The organism is Kribbella sp. NPDC051770 (genome assembly GCF_040681455.1).
In the GTDB taxonomy this organism is placed as follows: Bacteria; Actinomycetota; Actinomycetes; order Propionibacteriales; family Kribbellaceae; genus Kribbella.
Genome location: NZ_JBFAYT010000014.1, coordinates 47,253 through 73,525, shown reverse-complemented (window position 1 = coordinate 73,525; position 26,273 = coordinate 47,253). Strand labels below are relative to the sequence as shown.

Here is a 26,273-nt window from a genome sequence, read left to right as displayed (position 1 = left end):
CTTCGTCCCAGGGGCCCTTTTACTGGGGCTTGTGCAACCGATGGTTGCATGACTACAGTGATGTGCAACCAAACGTTGCAGATTGCTGGAGGGGTTCTTCATGGAGTACGCCACGCTCGAACGCGAGATCCACATCGAGGCCGCGCCGGAGGTCGTCTTCGACGTCGTCAGCAGCCCCGAGCACGTCCGCGAGTGGTGGCCCGACTCGGCCGACTACCCGCTCGCTCCCGGCGGCTCCGGGCAGATCGTGTTCGACCAGGCCACCGACGACCCGAAGGCCGTCGCGATCACCGTCGTCACCGTCGACCGCCCGCGGCTGTTCTCGTTCCGCTGGACGCACCCGGTCGGCGAGCCCGCCGCCACGGCCAACTCGCTGCTCGTCACCTTCGAGCTCGTCCCGGCCGGGTCCGGTACGACGCTGAAGCTGACCGAGACCGGCTTCCGCGAGCAGGGCTGGGAGGCCGCCGTCCTGGAGGAGACCTACCGCGACCACGAGCTCGGCTGGGACCACCACCTGGCCCGGATCAGCCCGTACGTCGAGAAGCTGGTCGCGCGATGACCGGCGACGGCCTGACCGGCGACGGCCTGATCGACGACGGCCTGGTCGACGACGGCCTGGTCGACGACGGGCTGGTCGACGACGGGCTCTGGTCCGCGATCGGCGACCCGACCAGGCGCCGGCTGCTCGACCTGCTGCTCGCCGACGGCCCCGGTACGGCGACCACGCTCAGCGAGCAGCTTCCGGTGACTCGCCAGGCGGTCGCGAAGCATCTCGGCGTACTGGATCGGGCCGGGCTCGTCCACGTCGCCCCGGCGGGCCGTGAGATGCGCTACCAGGTCGACGACGTGCAGCTGGGCCGTGCCGCTGCGCAGCTGGCCGATGTCGGTCAGGCGTGGGACCGCCGGCTGGAGCGCATCAAGCGCCTCGCCGAAACCATTCAGAAGCAGTCCGAATCCGTTCCACCGCAGCAGAAGGAGAAGTGACCGTGCCCGACATCCTGCACCGCATCGCGACTCGTGGCACGACGCCCGAAGACGTCCTGCCCGCGCTGACCACCATCGACGGTCTCGCCGCCTGGTGGACCACCGACACCGAGGGCGACGCCGCCGTCGACGGGACCATCAAGTTCCGCTTCATCCCGGGCGGTTTCGACATGAAGGTGCTCGACGTGAAACCCGACCAGGTCCGCTGGGCGATCGCCGAGGGCCCCGAGGAGTGGCTCGGGACGACGATCACCTTCGACCTGAAGCAGGACGGTGAGCACACCGTCGTGCTGTTCGCCCACGAGGGCTGGAAGGAGCCGGTCGAGTTCATGAACCACTGCTCGACCAAGTGGGCGTCGTACCTGCTGAGCCTCAAGGACTACGTCGAGACCGGCAAGGGCGCACCGGCGCCGGACGACGTACAGATCAGCAACTGGCACTAGCGCTCTTCTGGGCTGCGCCAGGTGCCTCGCGCTGATCGAACTCCGTTGGACACCACGGCCGGCGAGCAGTCCGCGGACAACGTCACCTGGACGCCGGTCGCTCGGCTGCCCCGACAAGCTGTCGCGCCGATCGATGTCCGCGACTCGACCGGCACGAAACTCCCGCGCCTCACTCAGCTCGAGGTGGCGATGCCGTTGGCCAGTGGCCTCTACCAGTTGCTCCGCTTACATCGTTTCGTGGGCGTCGCCAGTGTGACGGATTCTCCTTGTGGACAAGGGATTCCGGGTCGAATCCTGTCGGTGGCGTAGTTCATCATGGTGGTCATGGCAGAGTACGACGAGCGTCCGGTGTGGTCGATGAGCGGCAGCGAAATGCTGTCCGCTCTCGACCAGCTCCAGACTGCCCTCGCCCGCCTGCAGACCCGCCGCCTCGAGTTGCTGGCGGCCCTGGAAGCGAACGGTCACGCCGCCGAGCTCGGCGCCCGCGACACCGCGGAACTGATCGCGCTCCGGCACCGTCTCGACACCGTCGAGGTACGCCGCGACCTCCGCCTGGCGACCGCGCTGCCGAAGTACCCGGACGTCCAGCAAGCCCTCACGGCCACGCTGCATCCGACCCAGGCCGAAGTCATCGTCACCACCCTCGAGCGCATCCCGGCCACCGCGACGGTCCCCGTCGCCGACCTCCGCATCGCCGAGCAGCAGATGGTGAAAGCCGCCGAACTCCTCGCCCCCGGCGAACTGCGAAAACTCGGCAGTCGCGTCCGCAACACCCTCGACACCGACGGCCCCGAACCCGCCGAGGACCGCGCCCTGGCCGCGGAAACCCTGGCCCTGCGACCGGACGACCACGGCGTCGCCTTCAAGGGCTACCTGGCCGGCGCCCACGCCGAACTTCTCCAGACTTTGATCCTCGCCGGTGCGAAACCCCACCTCACCCCCGAGGGACACCGCGACCCCCGCAGCAGCGGCAAGCGCCGCGCCGACGCCCTCACCAGCATCCTGGAGGTCGCCGCAGCGACCGGTGGTGCCGCGCCCGCACACGGTGACATCAAGCCCCACGTCACCGTCACGATCGACCTCGCCGACCTGCAGTCCAGCACCGGTACCGGCACCTCCGCCTCCGGCGCCGTCCTCTCCGCGGCCGCCGTCCGCCGCTTGGCCTGCGACGCCGGCGTCATCCCCCTGGTCCTCGGCTCGAACTCCGAACCACTCGACGTAGGCACCGAACACCGCTTCGTCACCCGTGCGATCCGCCAAGCCCTCAACGCCCGCGACCAAGGCTGCGTCATCTGCGCCGCCCCACCACCCCTGTGCGACGCCCACCACATCACCCACTGGGCCGACGGCGGCCCCACCAACCTCACCAACCTGGCCCTCCTGTGCAAACCCCACCACCAAGCCGTACACCAAGGCCACTGGACCCTCACCATCCACAACGGCCACCCCCAGGTCAGCACTCCCACCTGGGCCACCCCCAACTCCTCCAAAGACCCGCCCACCGCCGCTTGACCAACCCACCCAACAATCAGCGCCCCCAGGCCGCTGATTCAAAACCCCACGCCCACCCGAGCTCCGGCACGCCCAACCGCCACAGGTGGGCTCCGGCGCCAACCCCCGACAGTTCCACACCCGAAGCGCCGGCGAGTCGCCGCCCGAGGAGATCGCGGAGATCCGCTCCGGCGGCGTACACCCCAAGAATCGACCACGCCCACCCGAGCTCCGGCACGCCCATCCGCCACAAGCGAGCCCCGGCGCCAACCCCCGACAGTTCCACACCCGAAGCGCCGGCGAGTCGCCGCCCGAGGCGGTCCTTCTGCTGCCTCGTGGGGTACGACGCGTGTCCGGTCCTGATCGCGGAGATCCGCTCCGGCGGCGTACATCCCCAGGAACCGACCACGCCCACCCAAGCCCCGGCACGCCCAACCGCCACACGCGAGCCCCGGCGCCAACCCCTGACATTCGGGCGCCCGAAGCAGCGGCAAGTCGCCGCCCGAGGCGGTCCTTCTGCTGCCTCGTGGGGTACAACGCGTGTCCGGTCCTGATCGCGGAGATCCGCTCCGGCGGCGTACATCCCCAGGAACCGACCACGCCCACCGCCCCGTACGACCTGCTCACCGGCCTGCTCCGTCACGCCGATCCAGGTCTCAATCAGGTCTGCGCCCTCGAGCAGGAAGTCGTGGTCGGCCTCGAGGGCGTCGATCACGGCCGGGAGGGAGGTGGGGACCTGGTTGACCGAGGCGTGCTCCTCGGGCGGGAGTTCGTAGAGGTCCTTGTCGATCGGGTCGGCCGGCTCGATCTTGTTGCGGATGCCGTCGATGCCGGCCAGCAGCTGGGCGGCGAAGGCCAGGTACGGGTTGGCTGACGGGTCGGGGCAGCGGAACTCGATCCGCTTGGCCTTCGGGTTCGAGCCGGTGATCGGGATCCGGATGCAGGCCGAGCGGTTGCGCTGGGAGTAGACCAGGTTGACCGGGGCCTCGAAGCCGCGTGCGGCGTGTGGTCAGAGGTTGTGGGCTCGGGTCAGGAGGTAGTGGCGTTCTACCTGGTTGGTGGCGAGGGCGGCGGCGGTGAGGTAGGCGGCTCGGGCTTCGGTTGGGTTGCCGGTGGATTCCAGGAGGTGGGCTCGTACGGCGGTGGCTCGGTGTTGGAGGAGGGGGTCTTGGGTGAGTTGCTGGTTCTTGTCCAGGTCGTCGAGGAGGGCCAGGGCTCGGTGGGGGCCGAAGGCCTTGGAGACCGCGACGACCCGGCTGAGGCGGATCGGGGCGGTCGGCGCGAGGCGTTCCAGCCACAGGTAGAGCGCGGCGATCTGCGGCCAGTCGGTCGCGCCGGCCGAGGGTGCTTGGGCGTGCACGGCGGCGATCGCGGCCTGAAGTTGGTAGGGGCCGACCTCGTTCTGGGTCCAGGCCGCCTCGATCAGCGCGACGCCGTCGGCGATGGCCGCTTGGTCCCAGCGCGAGCGGTCCTGGTCTTCGAGCTGGATCAGGTGGTTGTCCTCGTCGGCGCGCGTCGCGTCGCGGGAGCTGGTCAGGAGCATCAGCGCCAGCAGGCCGGTGACCTCGGCGTCGCCGGGCAGCAGGCGGTGCAGCATGCGGGTGAGGCGGATCGCCTCCTGGGTGAGATCTGCGCGGGCCAGCTGATCGCCGCCGGTGGCCGTGTAGCCCTCGTTGAAGATCAGGTAGAGCACGTGCATGACGGCCGCGATCCGCTCGTCCTGCGCACGCTCACCGGCTGCGCGTCGGCGATCCCCCGCGTCGGTCGGCGCGCTGAACCGGGCGCCGGTTTCCTTGAGCGTCTGCTTGGCGCGACTGATCCGGGTCGACATCGAACGCTCGGCCGCGCCGTACGCGCGGGCGATCTCGGCCGTCGTCAGGCCGCCGACGGCGCGCAGGGTCAGGGCGACCTGGGACGGCGGGGAGAGCGCCGGGTGGCAGCAGAGGAAGAGGAGCAGGAGGCTGTCGTCCTGGTCCGCGCCCCACGGCGCCGAGCCGGCCGGGTCGCCGTCGGCCCCAGCCGTCCGGACGGCCTGGACCTGCGCGTGAGCGGCGGCCTGGGCCGCCTCCTGCTCGCGGCGCCGGTCGGCCTGCTCGGAGCGCAGCAGGTCGACCATCCGCCGGTACGCGACCCGGATCAGCCAGCTCCGCGGATCGTCCGGTACGCCGTCCACCGGCCAGCGCCGGGACGCGACCAGCAGGGCCTCCTGGGTCGCGTCCTCGGCCTCGGCGAAGCGGCTGAAGCGGCGTACGAGAGCGCCCAGCACCTGCGGCGCCTCGGCGCGCAACAGCTCCTCGAGCTCCATCTCAGCCGGCGAAGTCGTCGCCCATGATCGGCCGGATCTCCATCGGCTCGCCCAGCACGTCGACCATCCGCTTCACGATATCGGTCGCCCGCTCCAGGCTCACGCAGTCGATCACCGCGAAGCTCGCCAGCACCTCCTTGAGCTCCGCGAACGGCCCGTCGGTCGCCACCACGCCCGCGCCGGTCTTCCGTACGGTCGTCGAGACCACCGGGTGCCCGAGGCCCTCGCTGGTGACGAACTCGCCGGTCTCCCGGAGCTCCTTCTCGAACACCTGGTATGCCGCGAACGCCGCCAGCGCCTCCTCCGACGGCACGTCCGCCGTCGCGCCGTCCCAGCTGTCGGCCGGGGTGTAGCTCAGCACCAGAAACTTCATCGGGTCCTCCGGTTCAGCTGTACGGCGTACAGGGTGGTCCAGGTGAAGGCCACCAACCCATTGAAGGCGATCTGCAGGCTCGACTCGGTCGGCGACATGGGCAGCAGCATCACCAGCGCGACGAACCCGTGGCCGATCGCCGCCCTGGTCGCCCGGCGGCGGACCGCGTCGACGACCAGGATGATGCAGGCGACCGCGAGCGCCGTGAAGGCGACCACGGCGCCGATCGAGTGGACGACGCTGTGCCAGGACATCGCTGCCGCGCCCTCGGGTGCACCGGTCGGGAAGCCGTACTGCGGGTCCATCGGGAACAGTCCCGCGAGCACGAACCCGGCGCCGAAGATCCCGAGGAAGAGCGGGACCGCGCGGCGGCCGGTGCCCTCGGTGATCAGTCTGCGCCGGGCGACGGCGAGCGCGATCACGCCCAGGCCGGTGAGTACGAAACTGATCATCTGGATCCAGCCGAGTGATCCAGTGGCCAGCTGACTGATCGGGTGGACCCGCAGGTCGAAGCCGTCACGGGTCAGCATCTGGGCGATCGCGACGGCGTAGAAGAACGGCCCGGCGATGGCGGCGGCGGTCAGCAGTTGGGTCGGTCGGGTGGCGGTGAGAGTGGTCATCAGGTGCTCCTCGGGTCGGTCGGTCACCGCTACCTCGCTGCCGTCGGGCCTGCTTCAACATCGCTTCGATATGACCCACGTCACATTCGCTGAGATGTTGAAGCACCCCTGGCAGCTCCGAGGTGGCCATGAGTACGCAAGAGCTGCGCACCAGCCCCAGAGGAGACCTTCCATGACCGAGAACCACACGCCCCCAGCCCCGACCGCCGGCCTGCAGGCCCTCGACCGCCTGGTCGGCGAGTGGACCGTCACCGGCGGCGCCGAGGGCGTCGTCAAGTACGACTGGATGGACGGCCGCTACTTCCTCCTGCAAACCGTCGAGCTCACGCAGTACGGCCGGCAGATCCACGGCCTGGAGATCATCGGCAACCTCCGCCCGTTCGGCGAACCCCCGAGCGCCGACGTCCACTCCCGCTTCTACGACTCCACCGGCAACACCCTCGACTACACCTACGAGCTGGACGGCGACAAGCTCACCATCTGGGGCGGCCCGAAGGGCAGCCCGGCGTACTTCGAGGGCACCTTCACCGACAACGACCAGGTGATGTCAGGCAACTGGATCTACCCGGGCGGAGGCGGCTACGAGTCCACAATGACGCGGCGCTAGCCGATCTCGCCCCAGTCCATCCCGCGCTCGAGAAACTCGGCCCGGTACTCCCGGTGCACACCCCGCAGCGCCTGGCAGGTGACCTCGATCAGATCTGCCAGGGAACCTTCCTCGCAGGGCTCCACGTAGTCCGAGCACGCCTCCCAGACGAACCCTTCGTCGCCGGACTCCGCGACCAGGAACGCGCCGCCGCCGTCGATCGCAAACGGCAGACCGTCAACGCCCGCTTGCTCCCGGCACCAACTGCGGGCGAACGGCGCCTCCTCGGGGACTCGCTGCAACGGGAGGAACTGCCAGAAGCGTGGAAACAGGTACAGCGGCCGATCACCGCGCTGCCAGGTGATTCCGTTGTGCCAGCTGTAGAGCTGCTCGGCCGCCAATGCCGGCGCGACGTCGAGCAGGTCGAACGTGGACCGGATCTCCTCCGGCGAGGCGCCCGCGTTGAGTTGGCGCTTCGCCGGCAGGTGGACAGCGAGCAGCCGGTCGAGCTCCGCCAGCCGGTCGGCCGGCGGGCTCGGTACGACGGTCAGGCCGGGCCCGGGGTGGTGAGGGCCGGGCCGGCCGGCTTTTCCTGGAGGCCGACGATGAAGCCGAGGCCCCAGGAGACGTGCATGGTGGCGATGACGCCGGGGAGCCAGAAGAGCGCCTTCCAGGGCAGGTAGCGGCCTTCCATGGCGGAGCCGGCGACGACGGCGAGGGCGTAGCCGAGGGGGATGACGAAGCCCAGGTCGAGGATCGGGCTGCCGACGATCAGGCCGACGATGCCGAGGATGGTGCCGACGGCGAGCAGGCCGACGGCGACCGGCGGGGCCAGGTAGCGCTTGTTGGCGGTCTCCGGGTGCCGGCGGATCACCTCGCGGCGCCACTGGCCGGTGTGGAAGAACTGCTTCGCGACCGCCGACAGCGACGAGCGCGGCCGGTACGTCACCGACAGATCGGGGCTGAACCAGATCAGCCCGCCGGTCTTGCGGATCCGGTAGTTCAGCTCCCAGTCCTGGGCGCGGTGCATCGACTCGTCGAAGCCGCCGACGCGCTCCAGCGCCGTCCGCTTGAAGACCCCGAGGTACACGGTGTCGGCCGGTCCGGCCTTGCCGCCCTGGTGGAACGTCGACGCGCCCAGCCCGAGCCGCGACCGGTAGGCACACGCGACGGCCATCTCGAACGGCGTACGCCCCTCGGCCGCCATCACGCCGCCGACGTTGTCCGCGCCGCTCTCCTCCAGCACCTCGACCGCACGGGTGATGTACCCCTGGGTCAGTACGCCGTGCCCGTCGACCCGGACGACGATGTCGTGCCGGGCGTGCGCGATCCCGACGTTCAGCCCGGCCGGCGTCTTGCCGGTCGGGTTCGGGACGATGGTGATCCGCTGGTCGCTCGCGGCCAGCCGGTCGGCGATCTCCTGCGTCCGGTCCTTGCTCGGGCCGATCGCGAGCACGACCTCCAACTCGCCGGGATACTCCTGGTCGAGAACGCGGCCGACCGCCTCCTCGAGGTGGCGTTCCTCGTTCAGCACGGGCATCACGACGGAGACCGGGGGCCAGTTGGACAGCATCTTCAGGTCAGGCCTTACAGACTTGTGCGACGTCGTCGACGTCGGTGGATGGCTTGGTCGGGGTCTTGCTGGGTTTCTTGCTGGGAGACACGCTACTCGGTGTGTCCGACTTCTTACCGTCCCCGTCGTCGGCCCCCTTGTCCAGGGCCTCGGACTTGCTGACCGCCTCGGCGACCTTCGTCCGGATCAGGCCGAAGTCGGGGTCACCGGTCTTGATCAGCGGTGGGACCGGCGAGAAGGATGACACCGGAAGCTTCTTGGAGTCCAGCGCGAGGTCGGTGAAGGTCCCGAGCTCACCCGACGGAATGTTGGTCTGGACCACCTCCTTGCTGGCCGACGCGATGCCCTGGAACTTGGTCAGCACCTTCTGCGGCGACAGCTGGTTGAGCATCGCGGTCATCACGCACTTCTGCCGGGTCATCCGCTCGTAGTCGCTGGCCCCGGCCCGGGAGCGAGCGAACCACATCGCGTGGTACCCGTCGAGGTGCTGGTCCTTACCGGGCTTGATGTAGCCCTTGATCGGCCCGCCGATGCCGCCGATCGGTACCTTCTTGCCGACGTCGACGGTGATCCCGCCGACCGCGTCGAGCAGGTGCTGGAAGCCGGCGATGTCGATCAGCACGTAGTAGTTGACCCTCAGCCCGGTCAGTCCCTCGACCGCCTGCTGGGTCGCGACCAGCCCGGGCTCCTTCACGCCCGGGAAGTGCTGCTTGTGGCCCATCGCCCAGGTGTAGACGCCGTTCAGGTAGCAGTCGTGGCCGCAACCGTCCCACTCGAAACCGTTCGGGAACTGCTTGGCCATCTCGGTGCCCTCCGGGAACGGCACCTTCGCCATGTTCCGCGGCAGGCCGATCAGCACGGTCCGCCCGGTGTCGGCGTCGATGCTGGCCAGCGTCAGACTGTCCGGCCGTACGCCGATCCGGTTGGCCCCGGAGTCCCCGCCGAGCAGGAGCACGTTGTAGCGGCCCTTGTCCGCCTTGGACTTCTCGCCGCTGCCGAACACACTGGCCACGAAGTCGCGCTGCGCCGACACGATCGTCGAGCTCCAGATCAGCACGGTCATCACCAGCACCACCAGTACGCCGTCCACGATGCTCGCGGTCAGCCGGTGGTTGCGTTCCAGCGTCAGCGGACGGCCGAGCCGGTAGGCGTCGACGAACAGCGCGGCCCACCCGATCGCCAGCAGGACCAGCAGAATCTGCACGATCCGCAGCGTGGTCGGCGACACGATCAGGTTGATCGTCCCGGACCGCCAGACCAGCGACAGCAGCACCAGGAACACGACGATCGCGACGATCCCCGCGATCACCCGCCAGGCCGCCCGGCCCGCCTTCTTGCTGCCCGCCACGATCTGCGCCGATCCGGGCAGGACCAGCGTCATCAGCAGCAGCGCCAGCGCCCGCTTGAACCGGACCGGCTCGCTGAGATTCTGCAGCTCCGGCTTCTCGGGCCGCATCACATCCACCTCCTGTTCCCCCCAGGGTCACTTCGTACGACGTACGGGGCAGGGGGATGGTTCGGGCTGGGCGGATTCCGAGTCGGAGAGTAACAGCCCAAACGCGCCACGAAGGCGCCGACCTGCGGGGGTCGACGCCTTCGTAACGTAGGTCTCAGCGCAGCCCGTACGCGTCCAGCACGGTCACCTCGACGGCGTTGCCGGCGGAGTCGGTCGCCTTGGCCCGCAAGGAGATCGCGGCTCCCGGCGGTGTCGCGGCGATCGCGAGGAAGCCGTTGCGTTGCGTGACAACGGTCGCTCTCCGCCACGTCCTGCCCTGGTCTCCGGAGAGCTCGACGACCGGCTCGCCCAGGTTGCCGACCGTCGCTCCCGGCTGTGCCGTCACGGTGAACGGGAGCCGCGTGACCGGCGTCCGCCGGACGTCGTTGGCCGCGTCGACCGCCGGCTGGTAGCCGATCGACCACAACGGCAGGTTCTCCCCCTCCTCGCTCGCCGTGTCCGAGTCGAAGGTCCAGACCGCCTTCACCTGCGTCGATCGGCGCGCGGCAGCGTTGCGGACGACCTCACTCTCCAACCGGTACGACGCCCTGCCGGGCTCGACCTCCACACCACGCCCGATGTTCCCGGGGCTGGTCGTCTCGGCCACCAGGCGACCGTCGCGGTACAGCCTGGTCGCGGCCTCGGTGTCCATTCCCCATCCCGAGTGGCCGGCCGCGTCGTCGTACAGGCCGAACCGGGCGCTGAAGAGGTTGCCGTACCGGACCGCCGAGCCTTCCGGCACCGACGGTGCGAGAACCGCGTTGTTCCAGCGCGTCACGTAGCGCCGGCCGGGCTCGGCCGTTCGGCTGATCGTCCCGTTCTGCGCGGTGACCAGAGCGCTGTCCATCCCGGCGCCATCCCGCTCCTGGAACTGCTCGAGCACTTCGGCGCCGGGCTCGACGTACTCGGTCACCGTGCGGTGTCCCGTCCCGGCGAACCCCTTGCTCCAGTGGCCCCGCATCTCCGGCGCCAGCACGGTCGTCGACTTGCTGGTGGTGTTCCCGGGGCCGGTCGTGGACAGCCGGGACTCGAACGGGACCAGACTCCTCGGCTGCACCAAGCGGTCGAGCCCGGTGAAGAACGCGCCGCGGACGGTGTCCATCGTGGTGTAGGTGACCGGCGTCTGCGCGAAATCCCCGGTGCTGCCGGGCACCGCCCACTGGGTCATCAGGCTCGAGGTCACCTCGCCGGTCGCGACCGCTGGGCCGAGCTGAGCGGCGTACAGCGAACCGAGCCTGTCGGCCGGGTAGTCGAACCACAGGGCCGATCCGTCGTCGGCGCGACGGGTGAAGTACAGCGCGGCCATCGACGAGGCGACGGCGCGATCCTCGATCTGGACGCCGAACGGCCGGGCCCGGCGGGCATCGAGGGCGAGCGTCGTGGCGGCGGTCAGGTCGAGCAGCGGCTGGACCAGGATGCTCGTCGTCGTGCCGGTGGGGACGAAACTGACCACGACGTACCGGCCCGGCGGAAGGTCGACGGTGACCTCGCCGGTGCCGACGTCGACGGCACCGTTGACGGTTCCGTCGAGGGCGGCGACGGTGGTCCGCGCGCCGGACGCGAGCGCGCCGGTTCGATCGAGGTGTCTGAGGGTCAGCGGGACGGTGGCCTCCTGGAAGCGGCGGGCGAGTGTGCCGGGTGCCTCGGTCGGATCGAGCCGCTGTCCGGCCTGCCGTCCGGGAAGCTCGGTCCGGAACGCTTGCTGGGGTTCGGCGTACGCCGGGGTGGGGGTCGGTGCCGCGGTGGCCGTCGTACCGGTGAGTGGGAGGAGGGCGAGGGCGAGCAGAACGATCAGTCGTTGTCGTGAACGCATACCCGGAGGTGTCCGCCGGGGTGGTGGATGGTTGCCGGTGCGGAGGGAAACCCCTGCGCCCGCCCCCGGATCGGCAGGTTTGACGCGTTCGTGATGGTTTCGGCGGATGATCTTCGGATACGAAGAGTTCCAGGGCAACTACGCCCTGTCCGCAACCGCCCAGCGCGCGGACACCCGTGAGGACAAAGGATCACCGCCCATGAAACTCGTCCGCTCCGTTCTCGTTTCCGCTCTCGCCTGCAGCGCCGTGCTGCTCGGCGGCAGCCAGGCCCATGCGGTGGAGGTCGCCGAACCGTCAGCGGCCCCCGCGAAGGCCGCCGCTCCGGGGGCCGACTACGTCGGCATCGCCAAGCTCAGCAACTGTTCCGCCTCGCTCGTCCGGTACGCCGAGTCCGCCGGCACCGACAAGGCGATGGTGCTCACCAACGGGCACTGCTACGAAGGCGGCTTCCTCAACCCCGGCGTCGTGCTGGTGAACCGCGCGTCGAGCCGCTCGATCACGCTGCTGCGCCCGGACGCCAGCAACGCCGGCACGGTCCGCGCGTCGCGGATCCTCTACGGCACGATGACCAAGACCGACATGATCGTGTACGAGGTGAACGAGACCTACAACGCGATCAAGACCCGGCTCAACGTGACGCCGCTGACGCTGGCCAAGCAGGGCCCGGCCAACGGCGCCGGGATGGCGGTCGTGTCGGGGTACTGGAAGCGCATCTACACCTGCTCGGTGCAGGCCACCATCCCCACGCTGCGCGAGGGCGACTGGACCTGGAAGAGCTCGATCAAGTACCTGCAGCCGGGGTGCGAGACGATCGGCGGTACGTCGGGATCGCCGGTGGTCAGCACCACGACCGGTGAGGTGATCGGCGTCAACAACACCGGCAACGAGGACGGCGCCCGCTGCACGGTGAACAACCCGTGCGAGGTGGATGCGAACGGCAACGTCACCGTCGACCAGGGCGCGGCGTACGGGCAGCAGACCTGGTGGCTCTACACCTGCCTGACCGCGAGCCGCACGATCGACCTGAACAAGTCGGGCTGCCAGCTGGTGAAGCCGACTCGCCGGTAGGGGTGTCGGTCGTCTCCCCGCCGTAGCGAGCGCCGAGTGCCGCGCAGTAGGCGGGGAGGCGGCCGACACCCCTCTGCGTTTGCCGTACGAGGGGTGACGCGCGCCACATGCGTGGGTAAGGTGCCGACGCATGGCAGTCGACTCGTCAACCCCTCGTACGGCCGAACCGAACCGCTGGCAGAGCCCGATCGGGGTGAAACCCCGGCTGGTCGCGGCCAGCGCGCTGATGCTGTTCCTGGAGCTCGCGCTGATCCGCTGGACCGGTTCGAACGTGGTCCACCTCAGCTACTTCTCCAACTTCGTGCTGCTCGGTTCGTTCCTCGGCATCGGGATCGGGATCCTGCGCGCCGGGAAGGCGAAGCGGCTGCCGTACTACTCCCCGATCATGCTCGGCCTGCTCGTCCTGGTGATCGCCTGGAAACCGGTCACCGTCAACCGCTCCGGCGACAGCGTCATCTACTTCACCAGCCTGGACACCACCGGACCGCCGGTCTGGGTGATCCTGCCGATCATCTTCGTCGCCGCGGCCGTCATCCTGGCCGGCCCGGCCGAGCTGGTCGGCCGCTGCTTCACCGAGCTGCCGCGACTGACGGCGTACCGGTACGACCTGATCGGCAGCCTGACCGGGATCGTCACGTTCACGCTGCTGTCGTTCCTCGGCGCGCCGCCGATCTGGTGGGGACTGCTGGTCACCATCGGGTTCCTGGCGCTGATGGTGCCGGGCAAGAAGGCGACCGCGGCCGCGCTGAGCGGCGCGCTGGTCGCGACGCCGCTGCTGGTGATGCTCGGCGTGCTGCTGCACGAGTCGACCCGGCCGGACAACAGCTGGTCGCCGTACTACAAGGTGCAGACCTCCTCCTCGACGTACGAGGGCACGCCGCTGCTGACGATCAAGGTGAACGGCGTCCCGCACCAGCAGGCGATCCCGGCCGAGAAGCGGCTGCAGTGGGAGCCGCAGTACGGGCTGCCGTACGAGCGTGCCGCGAAGAAGAACCCGGAGAACGTGCTGATCATCGGCGCCGGCTCCGGCACCGACGTGGCTGTTGCCCTGCGCAACGGTGCCAAGCACGTGGACGCGGTCGAGATCGACCCGAAGCTGCGCGACATCGGCCGCGAGCAGCACCCGGACCACCCGTACCAGGACCCGCGCGTCACCTCGCACATCGACGACGGGCGCGCGTTCCTGTCGCGGACCGACAAGAAGTACGATCTGATCCTGCTGGCCCTGCCGGACTCGCTGACGCTGGTCAACGGCGCGAGCTCGCTGCGGCTGGAGAGCTACCTGTTCACCGAGCAGGCGTTCAAGAGCGCGCAGAAGCACCTGGCGCCGGGCGGCGCGTTCGCGATGTACAACTACTACCGCGAGACCTGGCTGATCGACCGGCTCGCGTCGACGGCGCAGAAGGCGTTCGGGCACAAGCCGTGCGTCGACAAGGTCGGCGACGATCTGCAGCAGGCCGTCGTCACGGTCGGGCTGACGCCGGCCGACCAGGCCTGCGGCGCGGAGTGGGCGGGCGCGACCTCGACGACTCCGCCGCCGGCGACCGACAACCGGCCGTTCCTGTACCTGTTCACGGACCGGATCCCGTCGCTGTACCTGGTGACGCTCGGGCTGATCCTGGTCGCCGGTCTGATCGGCGTCGGGATCGCGGGCGGCGGTTCGTCGTACCGGCGGATGCGCCCGTACACCGACCTGTTCCTGCTCGGCGCGGGCTTCATGCTCCTGGAGACGAAGTCGATCACCGGTTTCGCGCTGCTCTTCGGCACCACCTGGGTCGTCAATGCGATCGTCTTCGCCGGCGTCCTGGTCGCCGTCCTCGCGGCCGTCGAAGTCACCAGACGCTTCAAAACCCCACCCCTGAAGACGATGTACGTCGTCCTGTTCGGCGGGTTGCTGCTGAGCTGGATCTTCCCCGACAGCTGGCTGCTCGGCATGCCGATCGGCCTGCGCGCGATCGTCGCGGTGCTGATCGCGTTCCTCCCGATCTTCGCCGCGAACGTCATCTTCGCCAAGCGCTTCACCGACACCGCCGACAGCACCGCCAGCTTCGGCGCCAACCTGCTGGGCGCTCTGCTGGGCGGCTGCCTCGAGTACGCCGCCCTGCTGATCGGCTTCGACGGCCTGATCATCATCGCGGCCCTGTTGTACGTCGGAGCGTTCCTGCTGCGACCGAAATCCGTTGCCGGGGTGGGTTCCTGACGCCTAGGTTCTGATGTCTGGGTCCCTCCGGGCCTCCGCGGACGACGACGGAGGTTCTGCGATGGACGACCTGACCGAGTACTACCGGCGGCGCGCCCGCGAGTACGACGCGGTGTACGCGAAGCCCGAACGCCAGGACGACCTCCGCCGGTTGCGGTCGGCGGTGGTCGAGCTGGTGGACGGGCTGCGTGTGCTCGAGGTCGCGGCCGGGACGGGGTACTGGACCGAGGTGATGGCGCCGGCCGCACGGTCGGTGCTGGCGACCGACCTGGCCGAGGAGACGCTCGCGGTGGCTCGGGAGCGGGCGTACGACGGCGACGTCGCGTTCCAGGCGGTCGATGTCGCCGAGCTGGATCGCCTTGGCGGAGAGTACGACCTGGTGTTCGCCGGGTTCTTCTGGTCGCACGTGCCGCGGGCCGAGGCGGTCGACTTCGTGCGGCGGCTCGGGCGGCGGGCGCCTCGGGTCGTGCTCGTCGACAACCTGTACGTCGAGGGCAGCAGTACGCCGATCCGCTCGGTCGGCGACGACACCTTTCAGACGCGGCGGCTGGGCGACGGGTCGGCGTACGAGGTGCTGAAGAACTTCCCGCGGGACGGGAACGTCGAAGCGGACCTCCGGGCGCTGGGCTCGGAGGTCCGCTTCGAGGCGTTCGAGTACTACTGGATCGCGACCTACTTCGGCGGCGGGGCCGGGTAGTCCGGGTCCACGCCGTCCGTCTCAGCGGGCGGAACGGGGTAGTCCGGGTCGACGCCGTCGGTCTCGATCGGAGGCGCCGGGTAGTCCGGGTCGACGCCGTCGGAGATCGGGTCCGGCGGGGACGGCTGCGGGGCCGGGTAGTCGGGGTCGACGCCGTCGTTGCCGGTGCCGGGGCCGCCGTGCGGGTGGTAGCCGCGCGGTTCGTCGGCGGGCGGGACCGGGTAGTCCGGGTCGACGCCGTTCTGACCGAAGGTCGGGAACGTGTTGGCCTGGGTCGGGGGGTTGTTCGGGCCGGGTTGAGCCATGGTTGCCTTTCTCGCGCGGCGGCGGCGGACGGTGTCGACGACGATCAGCACGATGCCGATCAGGAAGAGCAGGACGAACGAGCCGATCGCCAGCAGCACCGACCCCACCAGCGAGGCCAGGGCGAGCTTCGGGCCGGCGTAGAAGGTGCCGCCGGTGTCCGCGGTGTCGCAGGCGACCACGACCTCCTGGGCCGGGACCTTGCGGACCGACTGCGCGACGACGTACCAGGTGTCGCCGTTCAGCGTGATCTGCTGCGAACCCTTCACCCGTTCCAGCGGGATGTCGGCGCCGGACGCGTCCTTCGCCGTACAGGGCGGGATCAGCGCCGGCACCGTCGAGTAGACGGTCAGCCCGTCGGAGGTGAGCAGCACCGACCCGCCGTCGACCCGGGTCGGGGCCTCCGGCAGGTTCCGCACCACGCGGATCACGAAGAACCCGCTCAGCACGATCCCGAGCACGAAGCAACCGACCGCGACCCAGGTCAGGGTCCGCTTCGGCGCCACCGGTGCCCCGGGGTAGTAGCTCGTCATACCCGCACGCTAACCCGCCGGAGGACCCCTTCCAGGCGTTTTGCCCGAAAGGGCGAGTGCTCTAGGGCACGCCGAGCAACCGAAGCCCAGCCGCGGTCGCCGCGGCCGCCACAACGACCAGTACGAAGGGCGCTCGGCGCCACGCCAGAACCCCACCAACCAGTACGCCGAGTGGCCGCGCGACCCCGGCGTGCGAGTGCCCGGCAGTCAACGCCGAGGTCGCGACCAGTGCGGGCAGCGGACCCGGTGCGTCCGTAGGGTGCGGAGCGTGGAGCGAATCCTGCGCTGGGTGAGCGAGCAGACCGGCAGCGGCGTCGACACGGTGACCCCGTTGCGCGGCGGCTGGACGTCCGAGATGCGCCGCGTCCGGCTCGTCGACGGGCGGGAGGTCGTGGTCCGCTCGTTCGTGACCGAATTCTTCCGCCGGCACGCGGAAGGTCTGCTCGACCGCGAGGCCGGGATGCTCCGCGCCCTCGCCGACGTCGGCAGCGTCCCGGCGCCGCGTCTGCTGGCGGTCGACTCCACCGGCTCGTCCGGCGAGGCGCCGTCCCTCGTCATGTCGTTGCTGCCCGGCGCCGTCGACGTCCACACCGACCGCTCGACCGAGCTCGCCGAGCAACTCGTCGCGATCCACCGCGTCCAGATCGATCCCCGGCCGCGCGAGTTCCAGGTCTGGGTCGTCCCCGGCCAGGTCCGCGTGCCCGAGGCAACCAACCGTCCCGAGGTCTGGGCCCGCGCCGTCGAGGTCGTCGCGCGCGAACTTCCGCCGTACGACGGGGTGCTGCTGCACCGGGACTTCCATCCCGGCAACGTGCTCTTCGACGGCGACCAGGTCAGCGGCGTCGTCGACTGGGTCGAGACCTCCTGGGGACCGGCCGACCTGGATGTCGCGCACTGCTCGACGGCGCTGGCCTTGCTGCACGGCCCGGAGGTCGGCCTGCGCTTCGCCGACCACTACGTCGCCGCAGGCGGGCAGCTCTCTGGAGAGCTCCGGCACTGGCAGGTCCTCGACGCGCTCGGCTTCGCCCCGGACGCCGAGAAGGTCGCGGGCCCGTGGCGCGATCTCGGGCGCACCGACCTGACGCCCGGCGTACTGCAGGACCGGCTCGAGACCTGTCTGCAGCAGGTGCTCTAGGGAACGCCGAGCAGCCGAAGCCCCGCGGCAGTAGCCGCGGCTGCGACCACGACCAGCACGAACGGCGCTCGGCGCCACGCCAGAACCCCACCAACCAGTACGCCGAGTGGCCGCGCGACCCCGGCGTGCGAGTGCCCGGCCGTCAACGCCGATGTCGCGACCAGTGCCGCCAGCAACACCACCGCAGCGGTGGACAGCAGTTGCTGCACCCGCTCGGACAACTCGAACCGAGCGCGCATCAACGGCCCGGCGACCCGCAGCGCGAAGGTGCCTGCGGCAAGGATCAGCAGAGCGGCGAGAACCAGGGCGGGGTTGTCCATCAGGCGGGTTCCAGAGTCTTGATCGGTCGGTAGAAGAGCAGGCCGACCAGCGCGAGCAGCACCGGCAGACCGGCGGGCAGGAACGGTGTCGCCGCCAGCGCGACGACCGAGCCGACGAGCGCCGCCGTACGGGTCGCTCTGTCTTTCAGAGCGGGCAGCACCAGCGCGAGCAGCACGGCGGGGAACGCCGCGTCGAGCCCGAACGCGTCGGTGTCGGTGATCACCGACCCGGCCAGCGCGCCGATCACCACCCCGGCGTTCCAGCAGACGAAGATCCCGATCCCGCACAGCCAGTACGCCGCCCGCTTGTGCCGCAGCTCCTCCTGCCCGAGCGCGAACGCGACGTTCTCGTCGGTCATCAGGTGCGATCCCGGGATCCGCCGCCAGCCGCCGCCGATCACGTCGCTGACCGCGAGCCCGAACGCGACGTGCCGGCTGTTCACCAGCAGCCCCGCGATGGTCGCGGCGATCGGCGAGCCACCGGCGGCGACGATCCCGACGAACAGGAACTGCGACGCGCCCGCGAAGACCAGCAGCGACATCGCCACCGGCACCCACAGGCTGAGCCCGCCGCCGACGCTGATCGCGCCGTACGAGAGGCCGACGACGCCGTCGGCGAGGCAGACCAGCGCGATGTCGCGGGCCAGTCCCGGGTCGAGTGTTCGCCAGATCGAACGCATGGGTTTTATGATGAACAGACCGTACGGCGTTCGTCAAGTCGAACGCATGGACCGATGGAGCGAACACTCTTGGAGCGAACACCGTTGGACGCCAAGGCACCACTCGATGTGATCGCGGGCGCGCTGCGCCGGGAACGCGCCCGGACCGGCCTGTCGCTGAGCGAGGTCGCCAAACGAGCGGGCGTCGCCAAGTCGACGCTGTCGCAGCTGGAGTCCGGAACCGGCAACCCGAGCGTCGAGACGCTCTGGGCGCTCTGCGTCGCGCTGGAGATCCAGTTCGGCGACCTGATCGACCCGCCGCGCCCGAAGGTCCAGGTGATCCGGGCCGACGAGGGCCCGGCGATCCGCTCCGAGCAGGCGGACTACAGCGCGACCCTGGTCGCGTCCTGCCCGCCGAACGCCCGCCGCGACATCTACCGGCTGACGATCTCCCCCGGCCCCGGCCGCAAGTCCGACCCGCACATGCCCGGGACGATCGAGCACGTCGTCCTGAGCACCGGACGCGCCCTCGTCGGGCTCAGCGAAGAGCCGGTCGAGCTGCGTCCGGGCGACTACATCGCCTACCCGGGCGACCTCCCGCACCTGTTCCGCGCCCTGGAACCCGGCACCACCGCCGTACTGGTGTCGGAGACGTCGTAGAACTCAGACCTTCCGGCCGACGGCGCCGACGATGCACTCCTCGACCTGGTTCAGCGGCTTGAGCCGCGGGCCGTCCGGCCACCAGTCGTCGCAGAGCACCAGGCCCGGATCGACCAGCTCCTGGCCGGGGAAGAACTCCATCAGCTCCTTGCGGGTGCGGAACCTGCCGCTGCCCATCGGGCTGTGGATGAACTTCTCCTCCATCCGCTGGGCGACCTCGGTGTGCTCCGGAGTCTCCGGGTCGAAGAAGTGCGAGATCGCCGTGTACGACCCGGGGACCACCGCGTCGACGTACTTCTGCATGATCTGCGCACCTTCGGTGCCGATGTAGTGGTGCAGCGTGCCGGCCTGCATCACGGCGATCGGCTGGCTGAAGTCGAGGAACTCACGCACCTCGGGCTTGCTCAGCACCTCGTCCGGCTCGAAGATGTCGGCGCTGATGAACAGCGTGTTCTCGTTCTCCTCGAGCAGCGCGCGGCCGTGTGCGAGCACCACCGGATCGTTGTCGATGTAGAGCACCTTGGCGCTGGGCTGGATCCGCTGCACGACCTGGTGGGTGTTCTCGGCGGTCGGCAGACCGGATCCGCAGTCCAGGTACTGCGTGATCCCCGCCTGGCCGGCCAGGAACCGGCACGAGCGGATCAGGAAGTTCCGGTTCGACCAGGCCAGGTCCTGGGCCTGCGGCGCGGCGGCCTGGACCCCACGCAGCACCTCGCGGTCGACCTCGAAGTTGTCCTTGCCACCCAGGAAGGCGTCGTACACCCGGGCGATACTGGCCCTGGTGGTGTCCACACCCACCGGGACGGAACTCGGAGCCTTGGTGGCATCGGACATGCGGCGACCTCACTCGGGGAGATTCGGCTGAAGTTCCCAGCCTATCCACATCGGAGCGGAAATATCACACCCAGTAGCGGGTCCGGACTCCCCATCGGCGGACCGGACGTGCAAAGATCGGCGGGCACGTCGCGGGAGAAGTCGACTGGGGAGGATCGCGGTGACCGAGGAGCAGGGCGCATTGGGCGGTCCGACCGCCCTGCGGATCATGCTCGGGGCCCACCTGCGCCGGATGCGCGAGGAGGCCGGGATCAGCCGCGGTGACGCGGGCTGGGCGATCCGTGGGTCGGAGTCGAAGATCAGCCGGCTCGAGCTCGGCAAGGTCGGCTTCAAGCCGCGCGACGTCGACGACCTGCTGACGCTGTACCGGATGCACGACGCCGAGGAGCGCGAACGGCTGCTCGAGCTCGCCCAGCAGGCGAACAACCCCGGCTGGTGGCAGCGCTACGACGACCTCACCCCGAACTGGTTCCACCCCTACCTCGGCCTCGAGGTCGCCGCGGACATGATCCGTACCTTCGAGTCGCAGTTCATCCCGGGCCTGCTGCAGACCGCCGGGTACGCCCGCGCCGTCACGCAGCTCGGCCACAGCGAAGCGCCGCTGCCGCAGGCCGAGGTCGAACGACTGGTCACGTTGCGGATCGAGCGGCAAGCCGTGCTGACCCGCGGACTGCGGCCGCTGCGGCTGTGGGCCGTTGTCGACGAGTCGGTCCTGCGCCGCGGCGTCGGCGACCCCGGCGTACTGCGGGAGCAGCTCGAGCACCTGCTGGAGGTCTCGCGGCGGCCCAACGTCACGCTGCAGGTCATCCCGTTCGACAAGGGCCTGTACGCCGCGACCGGCGGCGCCTTCAGCATCCTTCGCTTCGCCGAGGCCGATCTGCCCGACGTCGTCTACATCGAGCACCTCACCAGCGCCGTCTACCTGGACAAGCGCGAGGACCTCGACAAGTACGTGATCACGATGGACGCCCTGTCGGTCGCCGCCGGCACGCCGCGCGAGACCGAGGAGCTCCTGAAGGACATCATCAAGACCACCGCGTAGTCCCTCGCTCAGAACGAGAAGGCGGCGCGGACCGCTTCCACCCGGTGCTTGACGTTGGACAGGAAGCGCTTCGGCACCGACCGGTCGGTGAACTGCGGCAGCGCCGCGCAGGACTGGTGCCCGGGCGCGAGCCGGATCGTCATCACCCGGGTCAGACGGGTGCCCTCGGCAACCGGGTCGAACAGGTAGTCGACCTCGGCGCCGACACCGCGCCAGCCGTACTGGTCGGTGCTGACCGTCCAGCGCCGGCCCCAGTCGGCCCGGCCGACGGTCCAGGTCGCGGAGAACATCTCGTCGCCGCTGGCCAGCACCTGGGTGACCTGGTCGCCGGTGACCGCGCAGCGGTCGGTGACACCGGTGGTGTGCACCACCAGCGGATGGGTGCGCAGCACGTTCCGCGGCATCGTCAGGAAGAAGTACGTGTCCTGGGGGTCCCGTCCGACGACCACCTGGTCCCGGAGCTGGATCACGCCGCCACTCGTCGTCCCCGGCATCCGGACGATGCTACTGACCGCCCGCCCGGCCCGGAACAAGGTGAACGGCGGCTTAACTGATTCTTACTCCGGGACTGATTCTTACTCCGGGGAGGTGTGGTGGTCGGTCCGGACGAAGAAGTCGCTCGGGTCGGCGGCCGGCCCGGGCGTCGTCTCCATCCAGGCCGTGAAGGACTCCGGCTGGCGGCGCTCCAGCTCGTCGAGGTAGCTGAGGCGGGTCGCGGTGATCGCCAGCCGCTCGTCGGCGCTCCCGGCCGACTCCAGCGCGGTGGTGCTCAGGCACCAGGCCAGGCACAGCTCCTCGTCGGAGTACTGCTCGACGGTCGAGGCCGGCGTCCAGAGATGCTTCACGACGTACGGCGAAGTCGCCGCGACCGCGACGACCAGCGCGATCGTCGTCCAGCCGGCGGTCACGACGTACCCGCAGAGGGCGAGCGCGAGCGCGCCGGAGCGCAGCGACCACTTGGCGACCTGGCGCGCGACCTGGCGGCCCGGTCGGCCGTCGGCGAGACCTGCGCTGAGGTAGACCGAGCCGACCGTGCCCGCGCCCATCACGAACGTCATCAGGCAGGTGGTCGGGCTGATCAGCAGGACGGCGGCGCCGGCCCCGGCCAGCAGCAGGAACCCGACCACGGCCGTCCAGACGATCCGATAGCGCTGTCCACCGAAGAACCCCGTAGCCGCCATCTCTACCTCCTTCTCCCCAGTCAAGTGCCCACACCAGGTGTGGTCAATCCATGACGCCGAGTGTCGGAGATCAGGGTCAGGAAGTCGGGGGCTCGGACCGCCGGGCCGGGTGCAGGCACGCCCACGGCCTGGGCGACCTCGATCCGGGCGAGTTCGGCCCGAACCAGGCGTCCAGTACGACGTCCTCACCGCTCGCCTCGACCTGCTCGGCCGGCTCACGCTCGACCAGCCGCAGCAGCGCGATCAGCCGCCAGGCCGGTTCCCCCGTCATCTTCATTGCCCCGGGCCCCCTCTCTGGGGTCTATCGGGGAACGCGGCCCGAACGTTTCACCCGGGGTCCACCTGGTGGCCCGGGAGGCTTCGCCACTCGTCCTCGCGGATCGCGAACACCAGGTCGTCGATCCACTCGCCCTTGAAGAACGCGGCGTGCACGAGGTGCGCCTCCTGGTGCATGCCGAGCCGGGTCGCGAGCTGGGCCGAGGCGGTGTTGCCGTCGATGATCAGCGCGTAGATGCGGTGCAGTTTCAGCTCCTCGAACCCGATCCTGAGCATCGCGTCAGCGGCTTCGGCGGCCAGTCCACGACCGTGGTACGCCGTGTTCAGCGCGTAACCGAGCTCGCCCTGGCGGTCGGTCTCGCTGGCCCACTTGAGCAGGACCTCGCCGATCACGGTCTTCGTCTCCCGCAGCTCGATCGCGAGCACGAGCCACTGGCCGGGCTCGGTCAGCTCGCCCTGCCCCAGCTTCACCTCGAGCGCGGCCTCGACCTGCGCGCGGTCGCGCACCGGCCACGGGACGTAGCGGACGACGTCCGGGTCGGAGTGGAAGGCCAGCAGGTCGTCGAGGTCCTCGCGCCGATGCGGGCGCAGATCCAGGCGCTCGGTCCGGATCGGGTAGTCGAGATGCATCGGCAGGTCCTCTCGTAGATGAGTGGTCAGGCTAATGCTCTTGTTCTTCGGTTGTCGGTGGGCAGCGTTATGGTCGAGGACATGGCTGGTTACCGCGAGTACCGGGCTCCGGTGGGTCTGGAGCCGCTGGTGGCCTGCCTGTGGGAGAGCGAGCCGGTGGTGGGGAAGACGACGCGGGTGATCCCGGACGGGTGCGTGGATCTGGTGTGGCTCGGGAGTGAGCCGGGGCTGGTGGTGGCCGGGCCAGACACCGGTCCCTGGATCGCTGAAGCAGATGACCCAGCTGAAACAAGCTGTGCCATTCGGCTCCGCCCCGGTGCCGCTGGCGCCGTACTCGGTCTGCCTGCCGCCGAGCTGCGCGACGCTCGGGTGGGGATCGACCTGGTCTGGGGCGCCGCCGGGCGCGACCTCACCGAAGCCCTTCAAGCCGCCGATCCCGCGCAGCGCCTCCGCGTGCTCACCGAGACCGTTCTCCAACGCCGCGCAGCGCCCGACCCGCTCGCGGTAGCCGCGGCCCGGCGCCTCGCCGAGCCCGACGCGAAGGTCTCCGCAGCAGCCGCCGACCTCGGCATCAGCGAGCGCCAGCTCAACCGGCGCCTCCAGCACGCCGTCGGCTACGGCCCGAAGATGCTCGCCCGCGTCGCCCGCCTCCGCCGCCTGATCGCCCAGCCGGGCGACGACCCGCTCGCGACCCGTGCCTTCACCGCCGGCTACGCGAGCCAGGCCCACATGAACGACGAGGTCCGCCGGCTGACCGGCCTGACTCCCCTCCAGTTCCTGAAGGACGCCACCCTGACCGCGGCCTGAACCACGGCCAGTACCTGAAGAACGCCACCCTCACCGCAGCCTGAACCACGGCCTGAAGGACACCACCCTCACCGCAGCCTGAACCACGGCCAGTACCTGAAGAACGCCACCCTCACCGCAGCCTGAAGCACGGCCAGCTCCTGAAGAACGCCACCCTCACCGCGGCCCGAAGCACGTCCAATTCCTGAAAGACCCCACCGGCCGCCCGGGCCTAGCGTCGTACCCATGACCGACCTCACCGCAGCCGAACAGTTCGTTCTCGCCAACGCGCGACTGATCGACCGGCACCGGCTCGCCGTGCTGCTGCACGGCGCCCCGGCCGACCAGGTCGTCGACGCGCTCGTCGCCTACCGAACCAGCGACGGCGGCTTCGGGCACGCGCTCGAACCCGACGTTCGCTGCCCGGGCAGCCAGACCTCCGCCGTCCTGCACGCGCTCGACGTCCTGGCCGCCGTCGATGCGCTCGACCACCCGCTGGTCGGCGAGATCGGCGACTGGCTGACCACGATCACCAACCCCGACGGCGGCGTACCGACCGTCCTCCCGAGCGCCGACGGCTTCCCGCGCGCACCGTGGATGGTCCCGGCGCCGGACAGCGGCTTCCTCACCTACGCGATCGCCGGCAAGCTCTGGCAGGCCGGCTCCACTCACCCGTGGTTGCCTAAGGCAACCGAATGGTGCTGGACGGCGCTCGAGCAGGCCGACGGCGTCGGCGGTTACACGGTGAAGTTCGCCCTCGACTTCCTGGACGCCGTACCGGATCCCGCCCGCGCCGCCGCGGCGATCGAGCGCTTCCGGCCGGCCCTCGACGGCACCGGCAGCCTCGCCGTCGAGGGCGGCACGGAGAACGAGAAGATCACCCCGATCACGCTCTCGCCCCACCCCGGTACGCCGAGCCGCGCACTGTTCACCGCCGACCAGCTCGACGCCGACCTCGACCGCCTCGCGGCCGGCCAGCACGACGACGGCGGCTGGGACGTCGACTACCTGCACTGGTCCCCCGGCCAGGCCCTCGACTGGCGCGGTATCGCCACCGTCCAGGCCCTCACGACCCTGCAGGCGAACAAGCACCTCTGACCCGGCCGGCTCCGTACGCTGCTGGACATGTCCACGACCATCCGCCGTGCAGTCCCCGCCGACGCCGAGCTCGTCCGCACCCTGATCGGCGAGATCGCCGACCACCAGGACGAGGGCCAGTACGTCACCGTCACCGCCGCCCGCTGGCGAGAGCTCCTCGCCGACGACGCCGTCACCGTCCTCCTCGCCGAGCAGGACGGCGAACCGGCCGGCTACGTCTCCGCCGTACGCCGCCTGCACCTGTGGTCCGGCGGCGACGTCCTGGCCCTGGACGACCTGTACGTCCGCGAACGACACCGCAGCGCGGGCATCGGCCGCCTCCTGATGCTCGAACTCGCCCGCCAGGCCGACGGCCTCACCATCACCTGGGGCATGCGCGTCGAGAACGAAGCCGCCCAACGCTTCTACGCCCGCCTCGGCGCCACCCTCAGAACCAAGGTCCTCGCCGCCTGGCCCGCCAGCGCCTACACGCCCCAGCTCTAAAACAGCCGAGCGCCGACCGGCTCCTCCAGCTCCAGCAACAGCTGCTTGCGCCGCAGCCCTCCGGCGTACCCGGTGAGCTTCCCGCCCTTGCCGACCACCCGATGACACGGCAGCACCACGCACAGCGGGTTCCGCCCCACCGCCTGCCCGACGTCACGAGCCAGCGCCTTGTCCCCCAACCGCTCGGCCAACTCGCCGTACGTCGTGGTCTCGCCGTACGGAATCTCGGCCAGCAGCCCCCACACCCGCCGCTGGAACGCGTCACCGAGCAGCCTGATCGGCACGTCGAACGACATCCGCTCACCGGCCAGGTACGCCAGCACCTCCCCAGCGGCCTGCGTCAGCAATTCGTCACCCTCGACCCGCTCCCCGAGAAGCACCTCCGGCCTCGGCCAGTGGTTCGGGAAGTAGACCCCCACCAGCGCCTCCCCGGAGGCGACCAAGGTCAGGTCCCCCAGGCTGGTGCCGATCACGGTGTGCCGGTTGTTCATCGCGCTTCCTCTCGCCGGGTTCACCGATGAAACGGCCCAGCAGGCGATCGTGTGAGGCGTCACCCTCAGTACACGCCCTGGTGAGGTGGTCGAGGTCACCGAAACCCGCGGCCGGTGTGACGGTGTGGCGCCATTAAGGTGGAGGGCGCCATCTTCTTGGCACCCTGCACGTTGGCACACTGGGAGCGGAGTA

The 26,273-nt window shown here is 70.0% G+C and carries 30 protein-coding genes and 1 pseudogene; 14 read left to right on the top strand and 17 right to left on the bottom strand.

Features of this window, described 5'->3' with window-relative positions; translation table 11 throughout:
* Positions 1-100 precede the first annotated feature (100 nt).
* From AB0M01_RS33835 to AB0M01_RS33820, 4 genes are all read left to right on the top strand, one after another.
* Complete coding sequence (locus AB0M01_RS33835; RefSeq protein WP_363676559.1) at positions 101-559, top strand: SRPBCC domain-containing protein; 459 nt, start codon at positions 101-103, stop codon at positions 557-559.
* Complete coding sequence (locus AB0M01_RS33830; protein WP_363676558.1) at positions 556-984, top strand: helix-turn-helix domain-containing protein; 429 nt, start codon at positions 556-558, stop codon at positions 982-984. Before AB0M01_RS33835 ends, AB0M01_RS33830 begins: the two co-directional genes overlap by 4 nt.
* Positions 981-1,427, top strand: a complete 447-nt coding sequence (locus tag AB0M01_RS33825; protein WP_363676557.1) for an SRPBCC domain-containing protein — start codon at positions 981-983, stop codon at positions 1,425-1,427. The genes AB0M01_RS33830 and AB0M01_RS33825 overlap by 4 nt, the downstream gene beginning before the upstream one ends.
* Positions 1,428-1,751: 324 nt before the next feature.
* A complete protein-coding gene (locus AB0M01_RS33820; RefSeq protein WP_363676556.1) occupies positions 1,752-2,939 on the top strand; it encodes a DUF222 domain-containing protein in 1,188 nt (395 codons plus the stop codon).
* A 625-nt stretch (positions 2,940-3,564) separates the two neighbouring features.
* On the opposite strand, the pseudogene AB0M01_RS33815 reads toward AB0M01_RS33820, so the two are convergent.
* The 4 genes and pseudogenes from AB0M01_RS33815 to AB0M01_RS33800 form a co-directional block, all read right to left on the bottom strand.
* Positions 3,565-3,912, bottom strand: a pseudogene (locus AB0M01_RS33815) (type I glutamate--ammonia ligase); the annotation flags it as partial.
* A gap of 15 nt (positions 3,913-3,927) precedes the next feature.
* Entirely contained in the window at positions 3,928-5,223 is a 1,296-nt protein-coding gene (locus AB0M01_RS33810; protein WP_363676555.1) for a sigma-70 family RNA polymerase sigma factor, read from the bottom strand.
* Between the two features lies 1 nt (position 5,224).
* On the bottom strand, positions 5,225-5,596 hold the full coding sequence (locus AB0M01_RS33805; protein WP_363676554.1) for a YciI family protein: 372 nt from the start codon (positions 5,594-5,596) through the stop codon (positions 5,225-5,227).
* The gene (locus tag AB0M01_RS33800) at positions 5,593-6,216 is read right to left on the bottom strand and encodes a DUF998 domain-containing protein (RefSeq protein WP_363676553.1); all 624 of its coding nucleotides are present in this window, start codon (positions 6,214-6,216) and stop codon (positions 5,593-5,595) included. Before AB0M01_RS33800 ends, AB0M01_RS33805 begins: the two co-directional genes overlap by 4 nt.
* 172 nt (positions 6,217-6,388) lie before the next feature.
* Between AB0M01_RS33800 and AB0M01_RS33795 the strand changes: the two genes are divergently transcribed.
* Positions 6,389-6,823 carry a hypothetical protein gene (locus AB0M01_RS33795; protein WP_363676552.1) on the top strand — a complete coding sequence of 145 codons (435 nt, stop codon included), beginning with the start codon at positions 6,389-6,391 and terminating at the stop codon, positions 6,821-6,823.
* On the opposite strand, the gene AB0M01_RS33790 is transcribed toward AB0M01_RS33795, so the two are convergent.
* From AB0M01_RS33790 to AB0M01_RS33775, 4 genes are all read right to left on the bottom strand, one after another.
* Positions 6,820-7,203, bottom strand: coding sequence for a hypothetical protein (locus AB0M01_RS33790; RefSeq protein ID WP_363676551.1), 384 nt, complete (start codon positions 7,201-7,203; stop codon positions 6,820-6,822). The two genes, AB0M01_RS33795 and AB0M01_RS33790, sit on opposite strands and share 4 nt — an antisense overlap.
* A gap of 146 nt (positions 7,204-7,349) precedes the next feature.
* Complete coding sequence (locus tag AB0M01_RS33785) at positions 7,350-8,372, bottom strand: glycosyltransferase family 2 protein (RefSeq protein ID WP_363676664.1); 1,023 nt, start codon at positions 8,370-8,372, stop codon at positions 7,350-7,352.
* 10 nt (positions 8,373-8,382) lie between these two features.
* Positions 8,383-9,831 (bottom strand): LCP family protein, encoded by a 1,449-nt coding sequence (locus AB0M01_RS33780; protein ID WP_363676550.1) that lies wholly within the window; start codon positions 9,829-9,831, stop codon positions 8,383-8,385.
* Positions 9,832-9,985: 154 nt separating this feature from the next.
* Positions 9,986-11,683 (bottom strand): hypothetical protein, encoded by a 1,698-nt coding sequence (locus AB0M01_RS33775; RefSeq protein ID WP_363676549.1) that lies wholly within the window; start codon positions 11,681-11,683, stop codon positions 9,986-9,988.
* A gap of 199 nt (positions 11,684-11,882) precedes the next feature.
* Here AB0M01_RS33775 and AB0M01_RS33770 point away from each other — a divergent pair, with 199 nt between their 5' ends.
* The 3 genes from AB0M01_RS33770 (at position 11,883) to AB0M01_RS33760 (ending at position 15,649) form a co-directional block, all read left to right on the top strand.
* On the top strand, positions 11,883-12,752 hold the full coding sequence (locus AB0M01_RS33770) for a serine protease (RefSeq protein WP_363676548.1): 870 nt from the start codon (positions 11,883-11,885) through the stop codon (positions 12,750-12,752).
* Positions 12,753-12,882: 130 nt separating this feature from the next.
* Positions 12,883-14,952, top strand: coding sequence for a spermidine synthase (locus tag AB0M01_RS33765; protein WP_363676547.1), 2,070 nt, complete (start codon positions 12,883-12,885; stop codon positions 14,950-14,952).
* Between the two features lie 61 nt (positions 14,953-15,013).
* The gene (locus AB0M01_RS33760; protein WP_363676546.1) at positions 15,014-15,649 is read left to right on the top strand and encodes a class I SAM-dependent methyltransferase; all 636 of its coding nucleotides are present in this window, start codon (positions 15,014-15,016) and stop codon (positions 15,647-15,649) included.
* On the opposite strand, the gene AB0M01_RS33755 is transcribed toward AB0M01_RS33760, so the two are convergent.
* A complete protein-coding gene (locus AB0M01_RS33755; RefSeq protein ID WP_363676545.1) occupies positions 15,625-16,485 on the bottom strand; it encodes a hypothetical protein in 861 nt (286 codons plus the stop codon). The genes AB0M01_RS33760 and AB0M01_RS33755 overlap by 25 nt on opposite strands.
* A 268-nt stretch (positions 16,486-16,753) precedes the next feature.
* On the opposite strand from AB0M01_RS33755, the gene AB0M01_RS33750 reads away from it, so the two are divergent.
* Positions 16,754-17,620 carry an aminoglycoside phosphotransferase family protein gene (locus AB0M01_RS33750; RefSeq protein WP_363676544.1) on the top strand — a complete coding sequence of 289 codons (867 nt, stop codon included), beginning with the start codon at positions 16,754-16,756 and terminating at the stop codon, positions 17,618-17,620.
* Here AB0M01_RS33750 and AB0M01_RS33745 read toward each other — a convergent pair.
* Complete coding sequence (locus AB0M01_RS33745; RefSeq protein ID WP_363676543.1) at positions 17,617-17,940, bottom strand: AzlD domain-containing protein; 324 nt, start codon at positions 17,938-17,940, stop codon at positions 17,617-17,619. The genes AB0M01_RS33750 and AB0M01_RS33745 overlap by 4 nt on opposite strands.
* Positions 17,940-18,620, bottom strand: coding sequence for an AzlC family ABC transporter permease (locus tag AB0M01_RS33740; protein WP_363676542.1), 681 nt, complete (start codon positions 18,618-18,620; stop codon positions 17,940-17,942). The genes AB0M01_RS33745 and AB0M01_RS33740 overlap by 1 nt, the downstream gene beginning before the upstream one ends.
* Before the next feature lie 54 nt (positions 18,621-18,674).
* On the opposite strand from AB0M01_RS33740, the gene AB0M01_RS33735 reads away from it, so the two are divergent.
* Complete coding sequence (locus AB0M01_RS33735) at positions 18,675-19,259, top strand: XRE family transcriptional regulator (protein ID WP_363676541.1); 585 nt, start codon at positions 18,675-18,677, stop codon at positions 19,257-19,259.
* Between the two features lie 3 nt (positions 19,260-19,262).
* On the opposite strand, the gene AB0M01_RS33730 is transcribed toward AB0M01_RS33735, so the two are convergent.
* Entirely contained in the window at positions 19,263-20,093 is an 831-nt protein-coding gene (locus AB0M01_RS33730) for an SAM-dependent methyltransferase (RefSeq protein ID WP_363676540.1), read from the bottom strand.
* Positions 20,094-20,301: 208 nt separating this feature from the next.
* Here AB0M01_RS33730 and AB0M01_RS33725 point away from each other — a divergent pair, with 208 nt between their 5' ends.
* Positions 20,302-21,135, top strand: coding sequence for a helix-turn-helix transcriptional regulator (locus AB0M01_RS33725; protein WP_363676663.1), 834 nt, complete (start codon positions 20,302-20,304; stop codon positions 21,133-21,135).
* A gap of 8 nt (positions 21,136-21,143) precedes the next feature.
* On the opposite strand, the gene AB0M01_RS33720 is transcribed toward AB0M01_RS33725, so the two are convergent.
* From AB0M01_RS33720 to AB0M01_RS33705, 4 genes are all read right to left on the bottom strand, one after another.
* Positions 21,144-21,629: a hypothetical protein gene (locus tag AB0M01_RS33720; protein WP_363676539.1), complete on the bottom strand. Its 486-nt coding sequence runs from the start codon at positions 21,627-21,629 to the stop codon at positions 21,144-21,146.
* An 81-nt stretch (positions 21,630-21,710) separates the two neighbouring features.
* Positions 21,711-22,316, bottom strand: a complete 606-nt coding sequence (locus AB0M01_RS33715; RefSeq protein WP_363676538.1) for a hypothetical protein — start codon at positions 22,314-22,316, stop codon at positions 21,711-21,713.
* A gap of 76 nt (positions 22,317-22,392) precedes the next feature.
* Entirely contained in the window at positions 22,393-22,593 is a 201-nt protein-coding gene (locus tag AB0M01_RS33710) for a hypothetical protein (RefSeq protein ID WP_363676537.1), read from the bottom strand.
* 50 nt (positions 22,594-22,643) lie between these two features.
* Entirely contained in the window at positions 22,644-23,222 is a 579-nt protein-coding gene (locus AB0M01_RS33705) for a GNAT family N-acetyltransferase (RefSeq protein ID WP_363676536.1), read from the bottom strand.
* A gap of 81 nt (positions 23,223-23,303) precedes the next feature.
* Between AB0M01_RS33705 and AB0M01_RS33700 the strand changes: the two genes are divergently transcribed.
* The 3 genes from AB0M01_RS33700 (at position 23,304) to AB0M01_RS33690 (ending at position 25,589) form a co-directional block, all read left to right on the top strand.
* Complete coding sequence (locus AB0M01_RS33700) at positions 23,304-24,029, top strand: helix-turn-helix domain-containing protein (RefSeq protein ID WP_363676535.1); 726 nt, start codon at positions 23,304-23,306, stop codon at positions 24,027-24,029.
* 225 nt (positions 24,030-24,254) lie between these two features.
* Positions 24,255-25,106 carry a hypothetical protein gene (locus AB0M01_RS33695; RefSeq protein ID WP_363676534.1) on the top strand — a complete coding sequence of 284 codons (852 nt, stop codon included), beginning with the start codon at positions 24,255-24,257 and terminating at the stop codon, positions 25,104-25,106.
* Positions 25,107-25,133: 27 nt separating this feature from the next.
* Positions 25,134-25,589, top strand: coding sequence for a GNAT family N-acetyltransferase (locus AB0M01_RS33690; RefSeq protein ID WP_363676533.1), 456 nt, complete (start codon positions 25,134-25,136; stop codon positions 25,587-25,589).
* Here the strand turns inward: AB0M01_RS33690 and AB0M01_RS33685 are convergent.
* Positions 25,586-26,080, bottom strand: coding sequence for a methylated-DNA--[protein]-cysteine S-methyltransferase (locus tag AB0M01_RS33685; protein WP_363676532.1), 495 nt, complete (start codon positions 26,078-26,080; stop codon positions 25,586-25,588). The genes AB0M01_RS33690 and AB0M01_RS33685 overlap by 4 nt on opposite strands.
* Between the last annotated feature and the right edge of the window lie 193 nt (positions 26,081-26,273).

Bases quoted from the DNA above. Each gene is read 5' to 3' on its own strand.
- AB0M01_RS33810 (WP_363676555.1), bottom strand. From the start codon at position 5,223: ATGGAGCTCGAGGAGCTGTTGCGCGCCGAGGCGCCGCAGGTGCTGGGC.
- AB0M01_RS33740 (WP_363676542.1), bottom strand. From the start codon at position 18,620: ATGCGTTCGATCTGGCGAACACTCGACCCGGGACTGGCCCGCGACATC.
- AB0M01_RS33770 (WP_363676548.1), top strand. From the start codon at position 11,883: ATGAAACTCGTCCGCTCCGTTCTCGTTTCCGCTCTCGCCTGCAGCGCC.
- AB0M01_RS33820 (WP_363676556.1), top strand. From the start codon at position 1,752: ATGGCAGAGTACGACGAGCGTCCGGTGTGGTCGATGAGCGGCAGCGAA.
- AB0M01_RS33705 (WP_363676536.1), bottom strand. From the start codon at position 23,222: ATGCATCTCGACTACCCGATCCGGACCGAGCGCCTGGATCTGCGCCCG.
- AB0M01_RS33775 (WP_363676549.1), bottom strand. From the start codon at position 11,683: ATGCGTTCACGACAACGACTGATCGTTCTGCTCGCCCTCGCCCTCCTC.
- AB0M01_RS33805 (WP_363676554.1), bottom strand. From the start codon at position 5,596: ATGAAGTTTCTGGTGCTGAGCTACACCCCGGCCGACAGCTGGGACGGC.
- AB0M01_RS33695 (WP_363676534.1), top strand. From the start codon at position 24,255: ATGACCGACCTCACCGCAGCCGAACAGTTCGTTCTCGCCAACGCGCGA.
- AB0M01_RS33735 (WP_363676541.1), top strand. From the start codon at position 18,675: ATGGAGCGAACACTCTTGGAGCGAACACCGTTGGACGCCAAGGCACCA.
- AB0M01_RS33800 (WP_363676553.1), bottom strand. From the start codon at position 6,216: ATGACCACTCTCACCGCCACCCGACCGACCCAACTGCTGACCGCCGCC.
- AB0M01_RS33710 (WP_363676537.1), bottom strand. From the start codon at position 22,593: ATGAAGATGACGGGGGAACCGGCCTGGCGGCTGATCGCGCTGCTGCGG.
- AB0M01_RS33690 (WP_363676533.1), top strand. From the start codon at position 25,134: ATGTCCACGACCATCCGCCGTGCAGTCCCCGCCGACGCCGAGCTCGTC.
- AB0M01_RS33830 (WP_363676558.1), top strand. From the start codon at position 556: ATGACCGGCGACGGCCTGACCGGCGACGGCCTGATCGACGACGGCCTG.
- AB0M01_RS33715 (WP_363676538.1), bottom strand. From the start codon at position 22,316: ATGGCGGCTACGGGGTTCTTCGGTGGACAGCGCTATCGGATCGTCTGG.
- AB0M01_RS33730 (WP_363676540.1), bottom strand. From the start codon at position 20,093: ATGTCCGATGCCACCAAGGCTCCGAGTTCCGTCCCGGTGGGTGTGGAC.
- AB0M01_RS33760 (WP_363676546.1), top strand. From the start codon at position 15,014: ATGGACGACCTGACCGAGTACTACCGGCGGCGCGCCCGCGAGTACGAC.
- AB0M01_RS33685 (WP_363676532.1), bottom strand. From the start codon at position 26,080: ATGAACAACCGGCACACCGTGATCGGCACCAGCCTGGGGGACCTGACC.
- AB0M01_RS33780 (WP_363676550.1), bottom strand. From the start codon at position 9,831: ATGCGGCCCGAGAAGCCGGAGCTGCAGAATCTCAGCGAGCCGGTCCGG.
- AB0M01_RS33835 (WP_363676559.1), top strand. From the start codon at position 101: ATGGAGTACGCCACGCTCGAACGCGAGATCCACATCGAGGCCGCGCCG.
- AB0M01_RS33700 (WP_363676535.1), top strand. From the start codon at position 23,304: ATGGCTGGTTACCGCGAGTACCGGGCTCCGGTGGGTCTGGAGCCGCTG.
- AB0M01_RS33795 (WP_363676552.1), top strand. From the start codon at position 6,389: ATGACCGAGAACCACACGCCCCCAGCCCCGACCGCCGGCCTGCAGGCC.
- AB0M01_RS33755 (WP_363676545.1), bottom strand. From the start codon at position 16,485: ATGACGAGCTACTACCCCGGGGCACCGGTGGCGCCGAAGCGGACCCTG.
- AB0M01_RS33725 (WP_363676663.1), top strand. From the start codon at position 20,302: ATGCTCGGGGCCCACCTGCGCCGGATGCGCGAGGAGGCCGGGATCAGC.
- AB0M01_RS33765 (WP_363676547.1), top strand. From the start codon at position 12,883: ATGGCAGTCGACTCGTCAACCCCTCGTACGGCCGAACCGAACCGCTGG.
- AB0M01_RS33720 (WP_363676539.1), bottom strand. From the start codon at position 21,629: ATGCCGGGGACGACGAGTGGCGGCGTGATCCAGCTCCGGGACCAGGTG.
- AB0M01_RS33745 (WP_363676543.1), bottom strand. From the start codon at position 17,940: ATGGACAACCCCGCCCTGGTTCTCGCCGCTCTGCTGATCCTTGCCGCA.